This window comes from Bifidobacterium jacchi (genome assembly GCF_009078285.1).
Lineage (GTDB): Bacteria > Actinomycetota > Actinomycetes > Actinomycetales > Bifidobacteriaceae > Bifidobacterium > Bifidobacterium jacchi.
In genome coordinates this window covers 1-17,921 of record NZ_RQSP01000015.1, presented here as the reverse complement: position 1 = coordinate 17,921, position 17,921 = coordinate 1, and the positions used below count along the sequence as shown (strand labels likewise).

The 17,921-nt window shown below is 62.3% G+C and carries 9 protein-coding genes; 4 read left to right on the top strand and 5 right to left on the bottom strand.

The window, feature by feature from the left end; all coding sequences use genetic code 11:
• Positions 1-184, top strand: a 184-nt coding sequence (locus tag EHS19_RS11040) for a hypothetical protein (RefSeq protein WP_206666328.1), incomplete at its 5' end; no start/stop codon positions are given.
• A 1,945-nt stretch (positions 185-2,129) separates the two neighbouring features.
• On the opposite strand, the gene upp is transcribed toward EHS19_RS11040, so the two are convergent.
• Positions 2,130-2,771, bottom strand: a complete 642-nt coding sequence (gene upp / locus EHS19_RS05490; RefSeq protein WP_151916780.1) for a uracil phosphoribosyltransferase — start codon at positions 2,769-2,771, stop codon at positions 2,130-2,132.
• A 211-nt stretch (positions 2,772-2,982) separates the two neighbouring features.
• Here upp and EHS19_RS05485 point away from each other — a divergent pair, with 211 nt between their 5' ends.
• On the top strand, positions 2,983-4,053 hold the full coding sequence (locus tag EHS19_RS05485) for an FAD:protein FMN transferase (RefSeq protein WP_241677105.1): 1,071 nt from the start codon (positions 2,983-2,985) through the stop codon (positions 4,051-4,053).
• 137 nt (positions 4,054-4,190) lie between these two features.
• Here the strand turns inward: EHS19_RS05485 and EHS19_RS05480 are convergent, their stop codons facing one another.
• Positions 4,191-11,198, bottom strand: coding sequence for a glycosyl hydrolase family 95 catalytic domain-containing protein (locus EHS19_RS05480; RefSeq protein ID WP_151916778.1), 7,008 nt, complete (start codon positions 11,196-11,198; stop codon positions 4,191-4,193).
• 30 nt (positions 11,199-11,228) lie between these two features.
• Here EHS19_RS05480 and EHS19_RS11340 point away from each other — a divergent pair, with 30 nt between their 5' ends.
• Together EHS19_RS11340 and EHS19_RS05470 are read left to right on the top strand one after the other, a co-directional pair.
• Entirely contained in the window at positions 11,229-11,732 is a 504-nt protein-coding gene (locus EHS19_RS11340; RefSeq protein WP_241677100.1) for a type II toxin-antitoxin system TacA family antitoxin, read from the top strand.
• Positions 11,723-12,211, top strand: coding sequence for a GNAT family N-acetyltransferase (locus EHS19_RS05470; protein WP_206666327.1), 489 nt, complete (start codon positions 11,723-11,725; stop codon positions 12,209-12,211). The genes EHS19_RS11340 and EHS19_RS05470 overlap by 10 nt, the downstream gene beginning before the upstream one ends.
• A gap of 31 nt (positions 12,212-12,242) precedes the next feature.
• On the opposite strand, the gene EHS19_RS05465 is transcribed toward EHS19_RS05470, so the two are convergent.
• From EHS19_RS05465 to EHS19_RS05455, 3 genes are all read right to left on the bottom strand, one after another.
• On the bottom strand, positions 12,243-14,150 hold the full coding sequence (locus EHS19_RS05465; protein ID WP_151916777.1) for an ABC transporter ATP-binding protein: 1,908 nt from the start codon (positions 14,148-14,150) through the stop codon (positions 12,243-12,245).
• Positions 14,151-14,307: 157 nt separating this feature from the next.
• On the bottom strand, positions 14,308-15,993 hold the full coding sequence (locus tag EHS19_RS05460; protein ID WP_421745317.1) for an ABC transporter ATP-binding protein: 1,686 nt from the start codon (positions 15,991-15,993) through the stop codon (positions 14,308-14,310).
• A gap of 785 nt (positions 15,994-16,778) precedes the next feature.
• Complete coding sequence (locus EHS19_RS05455; RefSeq protein WP_151916775.1) at positions 16,779-17,297, bottom strand: MarR family winged helix-turn-helix transcriptional regulator; 519 nt, start codon at positions 17,295-17,297, stop codon at positions 16,779-16,781.
• Between the last annotated feature and the right edge of the window lie 624 nt (positions 17,298-17,921).

Genomic DNA, 17,921 nt, shown 5'->3' with positions numbered 1-17,921 from the left:
TTCTGACGCAGGGCACTCGGTGCTGTTCGGCCAATGGCGTATTGGTTGCCAATTGGCAACCACCATATCGACCGTTCCGAAGACCCCGAGCAGGCGAAATCACCGAGATTCCGCCATTTTCTCTATTTTCCCGTTGTGGCACATTGGTTGCCAATTGGCAACCAATGTGCCATTGACCGGATAGGAGCCACGCCAGGCCGAACCGGCCGGCGAGCCAGCAAGCTGCGCGCACAACTCGCCAGTAATTGCTGGACTGTTGCCGTGAAGCAAAAGCAGAGCTGCTTGTATGCTGTCCCATCCAGGGGGGGCTGTTAGCGAAGCTGACTGGGGGAAGGAGGAAACGCTGAGGAAACGCTGAATCCCTCTATTATGGAAAAGCCAGACTGTAAAAGCCATGTAAAAGCCAGACCACTGGGTTTTGCCACTGACATATTGGTTGCCAATTGGCAACCAATCAACCGCAATCAACCTCAATCAACTGTAACAAGGAAATGCTGAAAATGGCGGAATTGCAGGGTTTGCACTTTTCAGAGGCACTCGAGACGGCCGGTATGGCGGTTGACGATTGGCGACCAATGTGCCATTGGTCGAGCAGGAAGCCAGTCGTCCGTCTTACACATGGTTGAGTGATATTGGTCCCATGATGACGGTGCCAGATGACGGTACCAGCCAAAAGAAGCCGAGCCCCTCGATCATTTGCGAGACAGCGCTCGTTGCTCTGCTAGTTGCTTCGCTAGAGCAAGGTTCTTCGAGCTTGAGTTTCTTTTCCATATTGTCCTGCGCGTGCCAGCGCGTGCAAGCTTGAATCGGCGTTGGTCGGCGGCGGCCAGTGGATTTGCGCAAGGTTTTCTCGGGATCGCCGGCTCGGGATCGCCGGCCATTTCGAGGTTTTCTTGCGCGGAAGCCTTTCCTAGCGCACTTTTCCTAGCGCACTTTCCTGACGAAGCCGTGGGACGCAACGCGCATAAACCGCGATTATGCATTCCGTCCCACTATGCCGTGGGACGCAGTGCAAAAACAGGCCAGAATCACACTGCGTCCCACAGATCCGTGGCGATTCGTGGGACGCAACGCAAAACAACACTCGAATCACGTTGCGTCCCACTATTCCGTGGGACGCAGTGCAAAAACAGGCCCAAATCGCGCTACGTCCCACTGACGTGGCGTGGGTTCGGTCACGCGGCGCGGGTTTGGTCACAGGGCGCGGGCCGCTCCCCGTGACCGCTTGATGAAAACCTGGTATTTCAACACTGACACCCTGGTCACAGGGAGCGGTCGCTCCCTGTGGCCAAACCCGCTCCCTGTGACGCGGAGAACGAGCATCATCGACTGCAGACGACACAAGCCGTTTCACAGTAGAGACGGAACAAAATCCGACCACTTCAATCAGACCACTTCATGCGGCAGGATGCGACAAGCCGCCGGAACCGTGCCTCATGACACTCGCACACGGTCCCGATGACAGCATTGCGTCCGAGGCGATGCCGGGGGTGGCGACGAAGTGGAAGCCGCAAGCCGGAGCTCCGCGATCGCATCATCGCCCCGCAGATGCGGCATCATGACGCACTGTCCTTGGTGTTCCACGCTGCAGGTGCGTTCCACACCGCAGATGTGTTCCGCGCCGCAGACTAACTCCCAGCTGGAGCAATCATCGGAACAAGCGTATTCCCGCCGGCGTTGCAAGGACGGACAACCGAACGGCACGCCGATACGGGACGGTGGTTGCCAATTGGCAACCAACATGCCATTGCGGACAACACATACCCGGTGCTCTGGGTCAAAGACTCGCGGACAACAGCGAGCCGGCCGACAAGCCGGCACGCCAAGCGCAGAGCGCATCCTGTCAACTCGCCGGTCGGCCCGCACAGCACCTACAAACAGCTCCACTGTTTGCTTCACGGTGCTGTCCTGACAAGGGGAGCCAACATTATAATCAACGAACTTCTGACGCAGGACACTCGGTGCTGTTCGGCCAATGGCGTATTGGTTGCCAATTGGCAACCAACATGCCACTGACCGGATAGGAGCCACGCCAGGCCGAGCCGACCGGCGAGCCAACAAACTGTACGCACAGCGCGTCCAGGATTGCAGATAGGGCTGTCAGAGCTGTCAGCGAAGCTGACGCTCCGTTAATCAACGACCCCGTACAACCTATCGCCGGCATCCCCAAGCCCCGGCACGATGTAGCACTTGTCATTGAGCTTTTCATCAACGGCGCAGACGACGACTTTGAAGTCGATGGAGGGATCGATGCTCTCCTGAACGAACTTGATGCCTTCGGGGGCGGCGATGATGCAGACGGCGGTGACGTCCTTGGCGCCGCGCTCGGCAAGGTAGTGGGTGGCGGCGACGAGGGTGCCGCCGGTGGCGAGCATGGGGTCGATGAGGAAGCACTGACGTCCGGAGAGGTCTTCGGGCAGACGGTTCGCGTAGGTGATCTGCTGGGTGGGATGCTCTTCGTCGCGCTTCATGCCGAGGAAACCAACTTCGGCGGACGGGATCATTTTGGTCATGCCGTCGAGCATGCCGAGTCCGGCACGCAGGATGGGGACGATGATCGGACGAGGCTCGGCGATGTGATTGCCGATCATGGGGGCGACTGGCGTTTCGATGGGCTTGTCAACGACGTCGAGGTCGCGGGTCGCTTCGTAGGCTTCCAGCATGACGAGCTCGGAAACGAGTTCGCGGAAGGTGGCGGAGGAGGTGTTCTTGTCGCGGAGCACGGTCAGTTTGTGCTCGACCAGCGGGTGGTTCAAAACATGAAGTTCCATAGCTTCCAGCGTACCGCAATATCGTGGGCGCGGGCGCGGGGCGTGGCACGCGGGTTGCCGACGGGCGCAATACCAGCCGATGGGCGAAATATCGGCATACTGCCGGACAATACTGCATATGAGCATCATCGATCATGCCGAGTCAGGCGGCGGCAACGGCAGCGACGAACGCAGCAGCGATGCGGCGGTCGCGCAACCGCTGGCGCTACGCATGCCTCTCATCATGGCGTTTCCCGATGCGCTTGGCACCGGTCTGGTCATCAACTGCTCCCCCGCCACAGTTGAATCAACCAAACCACCCGCACCGCTGCGCGCCGCAATCGCCGAACTCATCAGCGAGTACGAGCGCACGCTGTCGCGATTCCGCGCGGATTCGCTCGTCGCGGCGATGGGGCGCGCCGAGCATGGCGGCCGTTTCGCGTTCCCCGAGTGGGCGCGCGGCCTGTTCGATCTTGTCGATTTGCTCAACGCCGCAACCGGCGGCGCGATCGACCCGTGCGTCGGCGAGGATCTGACGCGGCTCGGCTATGGCGTCGACATGAGTTTCGCGGTCGAGATGGGCGCGGCGGGGCGGCTTGGCAGCATTCATGGGCGGCCGACGTGGCGTGGCGATGTGCGCCGCGAGGGGACGACGCTGGTCACGTCGCGCGCGGTGCATCTTGATTTCGGCGCGTGCGGCAAGGGGTATCTGGTTGATCTGATCGGGCGGATGCTGCTGGGCGGCGCGGCGCGCGCTGGCGCGATGCCGCAGCGCCATGCTGAATATGCTGAATATGGCGCATATGCCGAATTCGTGATCGATGCGGGCGGCGATCTGCTGATTCACTCGCATACGCCGGTTGCGATCGCATTGGAGGACCCGGCGGATGCGTCTCGCGCGATCGGCGTGGTGCGGGTGCGGTCGGGCGCGTTGTGCGCGTCGGCGCCGAGTCGTCGGCATTGGCGGGATGCGGCCGGCCACGAACTGCATCATCTGCTCAATGCGATCGACGGGATGCCGGTGCGCGATATCGCGGCCAGCTGGGCGTTTGTGCCGGCTGATTGGGGGCGCGCGGATGCGCCCATCGCGACGGCGCTTGCGGCAGCGTATCCGACGGCGTTCGCCGACGGCGTAGCGACGGCGTTATTCGTGATGAATCCTGGTGCGTTGGCGGCCGGCGTCGGCAGCTACGCGGAGGTACCGCAGCCAAGGGCGGTGCCCGCGTTCGACTGCCTGACGCTGGACGGTCGGCGCCGCGCGATGATGTCCGCAGGCTTCCCGGTCGAGCTGTACACGCGCTGACAGACCGCACTCCGGCACGCCAGCACACCGGCACGCCACACGCCACCGCAAACAAGGGAAGCCCCACATCCTTGCGGATGCGGGGCTTCCTAAGCGTTGGCCTAGCCGATCAGTCAGGTGGGTCGGCTAGGCGCGTCCTATGCGCGGCGACGACGCAGCACGAGCACTGCGGCACCAGCGGCGGCGAGCACCAGCATGATCGCGATGGTCGCGGTCACGGCGGCACCGGTGTCGGTGAGCTTGTCGCCGGGCTTCTTGTCAGCGGCAGGTGCGGTCACGGTGAGCGTGATGCTGCCGGACTTGGCGGTGCCGTCGGTCGAGGTGGCGGTGATGGTCACCGTTCCAGCCTTGAGCGCGGTCACCTTGCCGTTGGCGTCAACCTTGGCGATGGTCGCGTCGGACGTTGCCCAGGCCACGGCCTTGTTGCTGGCGTTGGCCGGCAGCACGGCGGCGGTGAGCTGGAGCGTCTTGCCGACGGCGAACTTGGTCGCACCGTTGTCGCTGGTGACGGCAACCGATTCGACCAGCACCTGCTGCGACTGCTCGCCCGCAGGCGACACGGTGATCTTGATCGCGCCGTCCTTGCCGCCAGCGGTGGCCCTGATGGTCACCGTGCCCACGGCCTTGGCAACGACATTGCCGTGCTCGTCAACCGTGGCGATGGCCTTGTCGGACGTCGTCCACGTCACGGCCTTGCTGCTGGCGTTGTCCGGCTTGACGGTGGCGATGAGCGTCTGCTTCTCGCCGACGGTCATGCCCGACTTGCCTTCGACGATGACCTGCTGGACCGGAATCGTGCCTTCGACGACGGTGATCGTAATCGAACCGGCGACCTTCGGGTTGGAGACGGACGTGGCGGTGATGGTCACCGTGCCCACGGCCTTGGCGACGACCTTGCCGTTCGCGTCAACCGTGGCGACTGCCTCATCGGAGGACTTCCACGTCACGGCCTTGCTTTCGGTCGTGGTCGAGGGTCCGACCTCAACCTTGAGCGTCTGATCCGTGCCGACGGTCATCTGGTCATCGCCGGTGACGGTGACGGTCTCGACCGGAACCGGCTTGGCGGTGACTTCGATCGTGATCGAATCAGACTTGCCGTCCGCGGTGGCGGTGATGGTCACCTTGCCGACCTTCTTCGCAACGACGTTGCCGTCCGCGTCAACCGTGGCGACTGCCTCATCGGAGGAGGTCCACGTCACGGTCTTGTCGGTGGCGTTGTCGGGGGCAACGGTGGCGGTGAGCTGCTGCTCGCCCTCGACCTGCATCGTCTTGTCGCCGGTGACGGTGACGGACGTGACCGGCACCTTCTCGGCGGTGACGGTGAGCGTGATCTCGCCGTACTTGGTCGGGTCGGCGACGGAGGCGGCCTTGATGGTCGTCGTGCCGGCCTTGATCGCGGTCACCTTACCGTTGGCGTTGACCGTGGCGACGGACTTGTTGCTGGAGGTCCACGTCACGGACTTGTCGGTGGCATCGGTCGGAGTGACGGTGGCGCTGTAGTCACCGGTCGTGCCTTCGACGAGGGTGGTCGGGCCGGTCACGGTCACGCCCTGAACGGGGACGACGACCGGAGCCTTGTCGGAGACGGTGATCTCCAGCTTGCCTTCCTTGCCGCCTGCGGTGGCGGTGATGGTCACCTTGCCGGCCTTCTTCGCGAAGACCTTGCCGTTGGCGTCGACCGTGGCGATGTTCGCGTCGGACGACTTCCAGGCGACGGTCTTGTCGGTCGCGTCGTCAGGCTTGACGGTCGCGGTGAGCTGCTGCTCCTCGTCGACGGTCATCGCTGCCTTACCGGCGACGGTCACCGATTCAACGGCGACGGTCTTGGCTGCCACGGTGATCTCGTGAGTGGCGGAGACCTCCGGGTTGGAGACGGACGTGGCCGTAATGGTCACGGTGCCGGCCTTCTTGGTGGTGACGAGGCCGTTGGTGTCAACGGTGGCGACGGCTTCGTCGGAGGACTTCCAGGTGACGGACTTGTCGGTCGCGTTCTCCGGGGCGACTGCGGCGCTCAGGGTGACGGTATCACCCGCGGTCGCGGTCTTGTCGCCGGTGATCGTGATGCCGGTGACGTCCACGTCCTTTTCGGTCTTCTCGACGAGCGTGTAGGTCGCGCCCTTGGTCGTGTTGTCGATGACGAGCAGCGAGGCACCGTCCTTGTTCTTCACGACCTTGGCGGTGACGACCTTGCCGTCCTTGTCCTGCAGCTGGTAGTTCTTGGCATCGCCCTCGGTGACCTTGACCGCAAGCTGACCGCCGTTGTTGGAGGTGATCTTGCTGTCGGTCAGCTTGCCGTCGGCCCACGTGAGGCTCACGCCGAAGTTGCCGCGCGCCACAAGGCCGGAGACGGAGCCGTTCGCCCACACATCCGGGAGCGCCGGAAGCAGGTTCAGGTAGTTCTCATAGGTCTTGCCGTCGGTTGCGGTGAACGTGGAGTTCGACTGGACGAGCATTTCGTTCACACCAGCGGTGTTGCCGAAGTTGCCGTCGATCTGGAACGGCTCATGCGTGTCGAACAGGTTCGCGTACATGGCACCCTTGAGCTGGAGTGCGATCAGCTGGTAGGCGTGGTTGCCGTCGCCGGTTCGCGCCCACGAGTTGATGCGCTGGCCGACACCCCAACCGGTGGCGTCGTCGCCGCGAAGTTCGAGGGACTTCTTGGCGGCCTCCATGTATTCGGCGTTGTCCACGGTGATCAGATCGCCGGGGAACAGACCGAGCATGTGAGAGAGGTGACGATGGTGCTTATCGACATTGGCAAGACCACCGTAATTGGTCTCGTAGAACCATTCCTTGATCTGCCCATCCGTTCCGATCTCAATCGGCTTGAGCAGGCTCTTGGCGCAGGTCCACGAACGGTTGGCAGTGGCGTTGACGAACGCGCCGTTGTCATCCTTGACCCAGTTGTCGACCGAGCAGTTCTCCAGGTTGCCGACGAGATCCTCGTCCTGGCCGAGCTTTTCGGCGGATTCGATCGCGTCGTTGAGCAACTGCCACACCAGCGAGCTTTCGTAGGTGTTGCCGTCGGTGCCCAGCGGACCATGCTCCGGCGAGTAGGCCACACCTGTGGTCAGACGCGGCGTGGCACCGTTGTTGGTGGCACTCGCACCGCCCTTGTGCAGCATGTAGTTGACGTAGAAGTGCGACTCCTCCTTGAGCAGCGCGTACACGCGGTTCAGCAATGATTCGTCACCGGAGTACTCGTATGCTTCGTACACGTTCTGCAGGATCCACGGCACAGCCGCCGGGCTCCATCCCCACGAGAACGCGGCACCGGGAGCGGTCCAGCCGTACGCGGTGTTCTCGGTGTGGGCCATGAAGCCTTCGCCTTCGCCGATCGGCGTGTCCTTGACGAGCGGATTGGCGGTGGTGGCGCCGGCGTAGATCTGCGCGGTCTTGCGACCGGGCTCGACCAGCCCCTCCACATATTCGATGAGCGGCTCGGCCAACTCACCCATATTGCTGGAGTAGGTGGGCCAGTAGTTCATCTGCAGATTGACGTTCATGTGGAAGTCGGAGCCCCACGGCGTGGCACCGTGCGCATTGTCGCCAGCGGTGACCGACCAGATGCCCTGCAGGTTGCTGGGCAGCTGGCTGTTCTCGCGAGACGAACCGATGGTGAGGTAACGACCGTAGTTGTAGACCAAGGTCTCCAGCTCACGCTGCTGCGCGGCGGTGATGCCGCTGTTGGCGGTCTTGTACATCTTGAGCAGCTTGTCGGTCGGCACTGCGCCTTCGGAGCTGTGCGAGGTCTGGCCGAGGTCGAGCTTGACGCGGTTGTACAGATCGGAATGATCCTTGATGTGCGCCTTCTTGACTTCGACGTAGCCCTTGTCGGCGGCCTTGACCACGACATCGGCGACCTGCTTGTCGACGCCGGCCGCGTCCTTGTCGTTGCGGTAGTTCGGGTACTCCTGCTTGTAGTTGGTGGCGGCGGCGATGTACAGGGTCACGGCCTTGGTGCCGGTGATCTTCAGCGACTTGCCGTCGGCGCCGGTGGCGATGGTGCCATCGTTGCCGTCGAGCACTGCCTTGATCTTGGAGTTGTACAGCAGTCCGTTGTTGCCGAGCGAGCCTGCGACCGTCAGGGTGTCGCCCTTGACGGTGGTGTTCTCGTACCGCTTGCTGTAGCCGGAGTTGGTCGGCATGCTTACGGTCAGGTTGAGATCCTTGTCGCCGTCGGCCTTGAGACGGGCCACCATCACGTTGTCCGGGTTGGAGACGAAGTACTCGCGCGTGTACGTGGTGCCGTCATGCGTGAAGGTCACGTCCGCCTTGCCCTTGGAGAGGTTCAGGTCGCGCTTGTAGTTGGTGGTGGAGGTGTCGGAGCCGAAGCCGTAGTCGATGTAGATGTTGCCCCAGCTGAGGTAGTTGCCCTGCTGGGAGCCGTCATCAGAACCGACAAGTTTGCCCGGATTCACCGTCTGCGCGTTGGTGGTTTCGAGCTGCTTGTTCAGGCTGCGCAGCGTGGCGCCATTGTTGCCGTTGGCTTCAATGTTGCCGCCGTTGTAGTTGGCGTTGCTGCCCGGGCCGCCGGTCCACAGCGTCTCCTCGTTGAAGGTGACGCGTTCCTTGCCGACCTCGCCCCAGACGGTGCCGCCGACCTTGCCGTTGCCGATCGGCAGCGTGGTCTGCTGCCACTGGTTGTTCGTGGGATCGCCGTATCCGGAGCCTGGCTTCATGCTGGCATCGGTCTTGGACGCCGGCTGCTCGTACCACAGCCAGTCATCCTTGCTGGTGTCGCCGTCGCCGCCATCGTCAACCGAAGCGACCACGTACACGTTGAACGACGTGGTGTATTTCTCGTCATCCTTGGTAGCGGTGATGGTGATCGGGTAGGCGCCAACATGCCCGGCGTCGAACGCGTCGGAATTCACCGTGTAGGCGTTGGCATCGAGCTTGGTCTTGGTGCCGTCCGCGGTCTTGACGAGCGAGACCTCAAGTCCGGTGCCGTTGTAGACCTCGTTCTTGTTGTACTTGACCTTGGCGGGCAGCTTGGTGACCTCAAGCGAGTATGCGCGCGGCTGCGTCGTGACGGTCATCGACGGCGCCATGTCGGCGGTCGCGTTGGTGAGGCTCTTGGCGCCTTCGGAGCTGACGAAGCGAGCCTCGAAGTTGCCGTTCATGCCGACGGCGAAGGTGATGACCTTCTTGCCGGCCTTGAACTGCTGCTTGACGATATCCGTCACATCCGCGGTGACCTTGGTGTTGTTCTTGGCGTCGGCGACACCGTTGGTGTCGTAGTACTGAGTACCGGCCTTGAACGCAGAGGATTCGGCGATGACCGCATCCTTCGCGTCGGCGTCGAAGTCGGGGCGGCTCGCCCACGTGGCCTTGCCGGTGCCGCAATAGGTGCCGGTGGTGCACTTCGTATCATCGACGGCGATGAGCTTGACCTTGCCCTCCAGGTTGGCGTCAGCGCCGCCCGGGCGCTTGCCGACATAGGTGAGGTTGATGATCGCCTTCTTCGGAGCCTCCGCGTAGCCGCTCATGTCGAAGGTGAGCAGGCCCATCTTCGCGTCGGTTCCATCGGCGGTGTCGGTGGACTTGAACTTCTCGCCGAACTGGCCCTGATTGGCCGGGGTGACGGTGGCGATGTAGGAGGCACCGCTGTAGTTCGAGTTCTTTTCGCTGGTCCAGGACTGGACGGTGGAATCGGCGCTGACGGCCAGCGTGCTCTCGACCGGAGCGAGCGGATCGTCGGCTTCCTCCTCGACCTCGACGGTCATCTGAGGAACCATGGCCGCAGTGACGCCGGTGAGCTTGGTCGGCGCCTCAAGGCTGGCGAAGTTCACGCGCATGCCGGCGGTCTCGCCGAGCGCCAGCGTGATCTTCTTCTTACCGGCGGCGAACTGCTCCTTGACGATGTCGGTCACGTCGAGGGTCACCTTCTTCGTGTTTGCGGGGTCAACAGTCATCGTATCTTCATACTTGACGGAACCCAGCTCGAACTCATCGGACGCTGCGACCTTGGTGGTGTCGCCGACCGTGAACTTCGGACGGTTCGCCCACGTGGCATTGTCGGTGGCGCAGGGAGCCGCGCCAGTGCAGGTCTGGTCATCGACGGCGACCGCCTTGACGGTCTGCTTGTCGGTGGCCTGCGGGCTCTTGCCTCCGGTCGGATACCAGCCGAGGTAGGTGAGGTTCACCTTGGCGGATTCCGGCGCGTCGGTGTAGTCGCTCAGGTCGAAGGTGACGAGGCCCATCTTGAAATCAGTGGACGTATCACCGACGTTGTTCGACTCGTACTTTTCAGCGAAATCGCCGTAGCTGCCCTTGGTGGAGGCGGCGAGATACGGCTTCTCCTTGTTGTTGTCGGTCTTGTCCGAGCCCCACGACTGCATCGTATTGTCGGCGGAGGCCTTCACAGTCTTCTCGACCAGATTGACCTTCTTCTCGGTGACGACGATCGTCGGCACCATATCTTCAGTCGCACCCTTCATGGTGGTGGAAGACGGGCTTTCAAGGCTGGCAAAACTCACGCGATGATGAGCGGTCTCGCCGAGCGCCAACGTGATCGTCTTCTTGCCAGCAGTGAACTGCTCTTCAACAATCTTGGTGACATCGATCGTGACCTTCTCAGTGCCAGTCTTGGTGAGGTCCAGGCTATCGGTGTACGTAGTGTTGCCGAGCTTGAACTCATTGGACGTGGCAATGGTCTTGCCCTCGGTGGTGAACTTCGGACGGTTCGCCCACGTGGCGTCATTGGTGGCGCAGGGTGCCGTGCCGGTGCACTTGGTGTCGTCCACGGCAATTGCCTTGACGGTCTGCACGGTATCAGCAGAACCGCCGATATGACCGAGGTACGTCAGTTCGACCTTCGCGGATTGAGGAGCCGAATCATACTTGCTCAGATCAAAGGTGACGAGGCCCATCTTGGCATCAACGCTGCCGTCGCTGGTGTTCGTGGACTCGTACTGTTCACCGAAGATGCCCTTATTAGCGGGAGTCTGAGCCGCAACATACGGCTTGGCGTTGTTTTTCTGGTTCTTTTCGCCGGCCCACGACTGAGCGGTGGAGTCGGCGGAAGCCTTGATGCGCGTCTCGACCGGAGCGGTGCCGGTGGAGCCGGTAGTGCCATCGACCGCATTGGCGACGGCGGGAAGTCCGACCAGCAACATGCCGGCCGTCGCGAGTGAAGCCACCCATGGCTTCAACCGCGATCGTAACGATCTATGGTTCATATATTCCGTTCTTTCTTCCATGAAAGGGCCGGCATCGATGTCGGCTTGTTATTAATATATACTTTCTTAACTAATTCAACCAGTCCATTCCGACATGCCGTGTTGCCGCGAAGTTACGCCAATACCACACCCAACTACGTCTGCCGACGTGTGCACGCGCCGCCGCAACACGCCAACACCAGATTGTACGGAGTTTTCCCGTACAATAATGTCATGGCAACAACAGTATCGAGAACCTCGCAGAAAACAGCACGTATCGACATACGGCTGACGAGTGAACAACGTGAGCTCATCGAACGGGCGGCGGCGCTGACCGGTTCGACGCTCACGCAGTGGACCGCGCAACAATTGATGGAGGCCGCCCAGCGCGACATCGAAACAAGGGCACGGCTGGCTCTGGAATCCGAGGCATTCGACGCGTTCCAAGCCGCTTTGGAGGAACCGCTGCCAGATGAGGCCCAGCAACTGCTGGCAAGGAGCCCCCAATGGGCATAGACGGCAGGTTCCACGCGCCCAGACGGCTGCAGGAGGGCGACGACCTATCCGCATTCTCCTGCGGCATTGAGCTGATCGACGATTGGGCACATACACGCGCCGCCGCGGCCGGGAGGAACGGAACGGCGGTGACATACGTCTCCACCACCGCAAGCGGGACGGTTGCGGGGCTGTACACGCTGAGCGCATATACGGTCGAACGGGCAAGCGTGCAGGGAGGCTGGCTGCGCCGCAACACGCCGGAACGCATTCCGGCGATTCTCATCGGCATACTTGCGGTCTCGCGCCCTTGTCAAGGCAATGGACTCGGCTGGCAGTTGCTGCGCGATGCCATCATCCGCGCGCAAGGCATCAGCCACCGGCTTGGCGCGCGCGCCCTCATCGTCGGCTCCTACGACGACAGCGCCAGAGCGTTCTACGAGTATTTCGGGTTCAAACCCGTTCCCGGCTCAGGCAGCATGTATCTGCGCCTCGCATAACGCATGACAGCGAGGCGCAGCGGACACTCCGTTATCCAACGAGCGTGAACTGGCTGTTGTACAAACCAGCGTAAAACCCTCCCGCCGCAAGCAGCTGCTCGTGGGTGCCGCGCTCGATCACGTCGCCGTGGTCCATGACGAGGATCATGTCGGCGTCGCGAATGGTGGAGAGGCGGTGGGCGATGACGAAGCTTGTGCGTCCGACGGTGAGGGCGTCCATGGCCTTTTGGATGAGTTCCTCGGTACGGGTGTCAACGGAGGAGGTGGCTTCGTCCAGAATGAGGATGGGCGCGTCCTGCACCATGGCTCGGGCGATGGTGAGGAGCTGCTTCTGGCCCGCGGAGAGCGACGTGTTCTCATCCAGCACGGTGTCGTAGCCTTGGGGCAGCGACTGGATGTAGTGGTCGAGTCCGACGGCGCGGCAGGCGGCGACGATCTGCTCGTCGCTTACGCCGGTCTTCGCGTAGGCGATGTTTTCACGCACTGTTCCACGGAACACCCACGTATCCTGCAGCACCATCGAGAACTGCTGGTGCACGTTCCAACGCGGCACGGAACGCGTGTCGATGCCGTCGATGGTGATGCGTCCGCCGGCGATATCATAGAATCGCATGAGCAGATTGACCATGGTCGTCTTGCCGGCACCGGTCGGGCCGACGATGGCGACTTTCTGCCCGGCGGCGACATGCGCGGAAAAATCATGAATAATCGGCTTGCCGGGTTCGTATTCAAAGCGAACATGCTCGAAATCGACATCGCCGCGAACCGGCCGCCCAGCGCTACCGGAGCCAGCAGCCAAACCGGAACCAGCAGCCGCACCAGCGGCAGCGCCAGCAACCCCGGCCCCCAGCAATGCCGGCTTGGCGGATTCGTCGGCCATCTCGGGTTCCTCAAGGAAACCAAACACGCGTTCGGAGGCGGCGGCGCAGCGCTGCAGATTCTGGAACGCCTGCGCGAACTGGCTCAACGGCTGGGTGAACAGGCGCACGTACATCATGAACGCGACGATCACGCCGAATTCGATCTGCCCGTTCATGGCGAGCGCCGCGCCGACAACGCAGACGACCACGTAGCCGAAGTTGCCGACGAACTGCATGAGCGGCATCATCAGGCCGGAGAGGAACTGCGACTTCCAGCCGGAATCGTACAGGTCGGCATTGTACTTCTCGAAGCGCGCGATCGAATCGGCTTCGCCGTTGTAGGTTTTGACGATGATGTGGCCGGAGTACATCTCCTCGACGTGGCCGTTGACGTCGCCGAGGGCGGCCTGCTGGCGAGCGAAGAAACGCTGCGACGTCTTCATGATGACCATCATCAGCACGAGGCCGATCAAGCTGGAGCCGATCGCGGACAGCGCCATGATCCAGTTGTTGTAGAACATCATGACGAGCGCGCCGACGAACAGCGTGATGGAGGTGATGAGCGCGCCGAGCGACTGGCCGAGGGTCTGGCCGATCGCATCGACGTCGTTGGTGATGCGGGAGAGCACGTCGCCGTAGCTGACCTTGTCGAAGTAGCTCAGGGGCAGCTTGTTGATCTTGTCGCTGATGGATTCGCGCAGCCGCTGGGCGGTTCGCTGGGTGACGTTAGCCATCATCCAGCTTTGCAGGTAGCCGAGCAGCGCGTATCCGAGGTAGAGCGCGATGAGCAGCCAGCCGATGCGGGCGACCGCGCCGAGATCGACCGAGCCGAGGACCGGCTTGCCGTGGACCATTGCGGGCAGACCCTTGACGATTTCGTTGGTCATGTCTTTGAGGCGGTCGGGGCCGATGATCTGGCAGACCGTGCCGATTGCGCCGAGTACCAGCGCGATGATGACGACGGGGATGTAGCGGCGGCTGTAGTTGGCGAGTTTGCGCATGGTTTCGCCGAAGTTCTGCGGTTTTTCGACCGGGCCGCGACCTGCGCCCGGTCCGTGTCCGATGGGTCCTTTTGGCATGTGTTACTCCTTATAAGTCCGTATCGGCCTCCCTCTGATGAGGGAGGTGGCGCGAAGCGCCGGAGGGAGAGAAGCTGGAAGGCCTCAGAAACTGCCCTCGGTCTCGCTATGCTCTATGCTCGGCAGCTCCCGCGAACGGGAGCCGAATTAAGGCTTCCTATGCGGTGAGTTCCGTCTTGCTGAGCTGGGATTCGGCGATCTGCCGGTAGATGTCGCAGTTGTCGAGCAGCTCGCGGTGGGTGCCCTGACCGACGACCTTGCCGTCGTCGAGCACGACGATGAGATCGGCGTTCATGATGGTGCCGATGCGCTGGGCGACGATCAGTTTGGTCGCATCCTTGGCTTCGCGGGCGAGCGCGTCGCGCACATCGCGGTCGGTTTTGAAGTCGAGTGCGCTGAACGAGTCGTCGAATACGAGGATTTCGGGATGACGGTAGACCGCGCGCGCGATCGAGATACGCTGTTTCTGGCCGCCGGATACGTTGGATCCGCCTTGTGCGATGGGCGCGTCGAATCCGCCATCCATGCGATCGATGAATTCGGTGGCATGGGCGACGTCGGCCGCGGCGCGGATGCGGGAAGCCGAATCCGCGTTGCCGGCAGCGGTCTGCGCGCCGACCGCAACCGCAGCCTGAGCGCCGGCCGCAACATCAGCCGACGTGTGCGCGCCGGCCGCAACCGCGGCGCGCGCATCGTCGCCATAGCTGATGTTGCCGGCGACCGTGCCCTTGAACAGCACCGATCGCTGCGGCACATAGCCGATGCGGTCGCGCAGCCCGGTCAGCGGCCAATCGCGCACGTCCACGCCGTCGACGAGCACCTGCCCTTCGGTCGCGTCGTACAGCCGCGGCACCAGGTTGATCAGCGTGGATTTGCCGGAACCGGTCGCGCCGATGAACGCGACCGTCTGGCCGCGCGTCGCCTTGAACGAGACGTGCTCGAGCATCGGTTCGCGCGAATCCGGATACGTGAAGCTCACGTCGCGGAATTCCACCGTGCCGTGCTGGTCGCCGCCGATGCGCGCGATGTCGGCGGCCGTGTCGGTGCCGTCGGTGACGAGCGGCCTGGTGTCGAGCACCTCCATGACACGCTGGGCGGAGACGTCGGCGCGCGGCCAGAGCACGAACACCATGCTCATCAGCAGGAAGCTCATGATGACCTGCACCGAGTAGCTGGAGAAGACGACCATGTTGGAGAACACGGTGAGCTTGTCGGTCGCGGCGGCGGCCTGGATGAGATAGGCGCCGATCCAGTAGACGGCGAGCATCAGGCCGTTCATCACGGTGTTCATCAGCGGCATCATGATCGCCATCGCGCGGTTGGTGAACAGCTGCGTTTCGGTGAGCTCCTTGTTCGCCTGCGCGAACTTGGATTCCTGATAGTCCTCGGCATTGTAGGCGCGCACCACGCGCAAGCCAGTCAGGTTCTCGCGGGCGACGAGGTTGATGTTGTCGGTCAGGCGCTGCATCGCCTTGAATTTCGGCATGACGAGCGCCATGAGGATCACGATCGTGGCGAGCAGCACGACGACCGCGACGCCGGTGGCGAGCGTCCATTCCATGCCCTCGCCGGCGATCTTCGCCACGGCCCAGACGGCCATGATCGGCGATTTGACGATGAGCATAAGGCCCATCGTGATGAACATCTGGATCTGCGTGATGTCGTTGGTGGAACGGGTGATGAGGCTCGCGGTCGAGAATCGGCTCATTTCGGCCGGTCCGAACGATTCGACGCGGCGGAACTCCATCGAGCGGATGCGCTGGCCGAAGCTGGCGGCCACGCGCGCGGCGATGAAGCCGGTGACGACGGCGCAGGCGACCGAGCCGAGCGAGACGAGCAACATCTTGCCGCCCGCGATCCAGATGTCGGCCATGGCACTGCCGGGGGTTTCGACAAGCGTGGTGATGTCGGACATGTAGTCGGGCAGTTTCAGGTCGAAGTACACCTGCCCCACGATGGTGACCAGGGCGATGAGCATCTGCCCGATCTCACCCTTGGAGAGGTATTTCATAATGCGGAACATTGGCTGTGGTCCTTGGGTTGTTGGGTTGGGTTGGGGTTGTTGGTTGGTTGGGTTTGGGGTTGGTTNNNNTGGGGTTGCTGAGTTGGGGTTATGGGTATGGGCTGCTTGGTTTGGGGTTTGGCTGTTGCGGTTTGTTGGGTTGGTTGGGTTTGCTGCGGTTGGTCGGTGCTGGTCGGCTGGATTTGGGTTGGGGAGGTGACTACGACTGCCGCCGCGGTTTGCCGCCGCAGTTTGCCGCCGCAGTTTGCGCCACGGCTCGCAGTTGCGGCTTGCAATCAGGCACGCCCCGTACGACTGGGATACAGAATTGTTTACGTCATTCAATTACTTACACTGTAAGATATTACGCAAGGTAGCGACAATACTGCGCGATCACAGCAGATTTCTCTTGCCGCGAAATCAATCTCCGCCAGCAGGGCGACGACTGGCGGCCGCTGCCAACGGTTGGTTGCCGGCCGTGGTTGATTGCCGACTGCGGCCGCCGGTTGTGATCGTCAACCGTCTCCGGCAGCAACGCACGACCATCGGCACCTAGTATGCCGCGTCAGCGAAGCTGACTGGGGAAGAGACGGCAGCCGAGCCCCCATTATTCGCGAGGCAGACCACTAGTTCCGCGCGCGCTGCTCGCCGTCGGATTCCCGGCGCTTGGATTGCTCGTCGAACGCGGCCTGCACCTCCTCAGGCGTGGGGCGCGGCTTGCCGGGACGGCAGATCGACATGTAGGTCATGAACTCACGGGTCAGATCGATGAATTCGCGCGTGCGCCGCTCCCCCATCTGCGAGAAGATCCAGCAGACGGCGTCGCGCATCTCCTGCATGTCGCGCCTGCCGCGCTCACGACCGGAATCAGTAAGGCTCACGCGCACTACGCGACGGTCGTCGGGATCGACTTCCCGCGTCACCAAGCCCTTTTTCTCCATCGACGAGAGCAGTGTGGATACTCTGCCGGACGTGGCGCGCATGGCGTCGGCGAGCTGGGAGGGCGTCATCGTGCCGATGTGGGCCAGCTGACGGATGACGAACGCCTCGCCGTGCGCGCCACGAACCATCTCGCGCTGCATCACCGACTTGTGGCCCCACACCGTGGTCCACAGCTCGTGCACTGCATCATCCTCAAATCCCATACCGGCACCATCCGTTTCGTTAAGCCGCGCCTTACCGCGCGCGGCGATACAGCACCAAAATTACCTCACACCGTAAACAAAATTATCTCAGACTCCCTTTGCCTCAGTCTGGGGTGCTGGCCTGCGGGGCCGAGAGGCGGTCATTTCACCAACGCGGCTTTTTGCGTTGAACACTCTTAGGGGAACACCGGCGCATGCGAGCGGCACCACCGTGCAGGCGCACGCGCGGCACGGCGGAGCTTGGTATGGCGTGTTCGATGTGGTGCGAGGCGTGCGACGGGCGCATATCGTCCGTAACTGCGCGCGATGACGAAGGTGCCGCGCAGTTACGGACGAAAACGGCGGTGGAATCGTCCTTAACTGCGCGGGGACATCGAGATCGCGCGCAGTTAAGGACGATTCAGCGACACAACAAACACAACCCAACATCGAACAACGGCATCGAGCACGAACGAAGCAGCGCCGCAACAGTGTCGCAGCTTGGTCGCAGCGTGGTCACCAGTCCCAGCGAACGAAATTCGGGAAACAAACCGCCATCTCCCGAATAATGATCACTGGGGTTGTCTCAGCGAACAAAACTCGGGAATACAACCCATTGCTCCCGAATTCCGATCGCTACGAGAC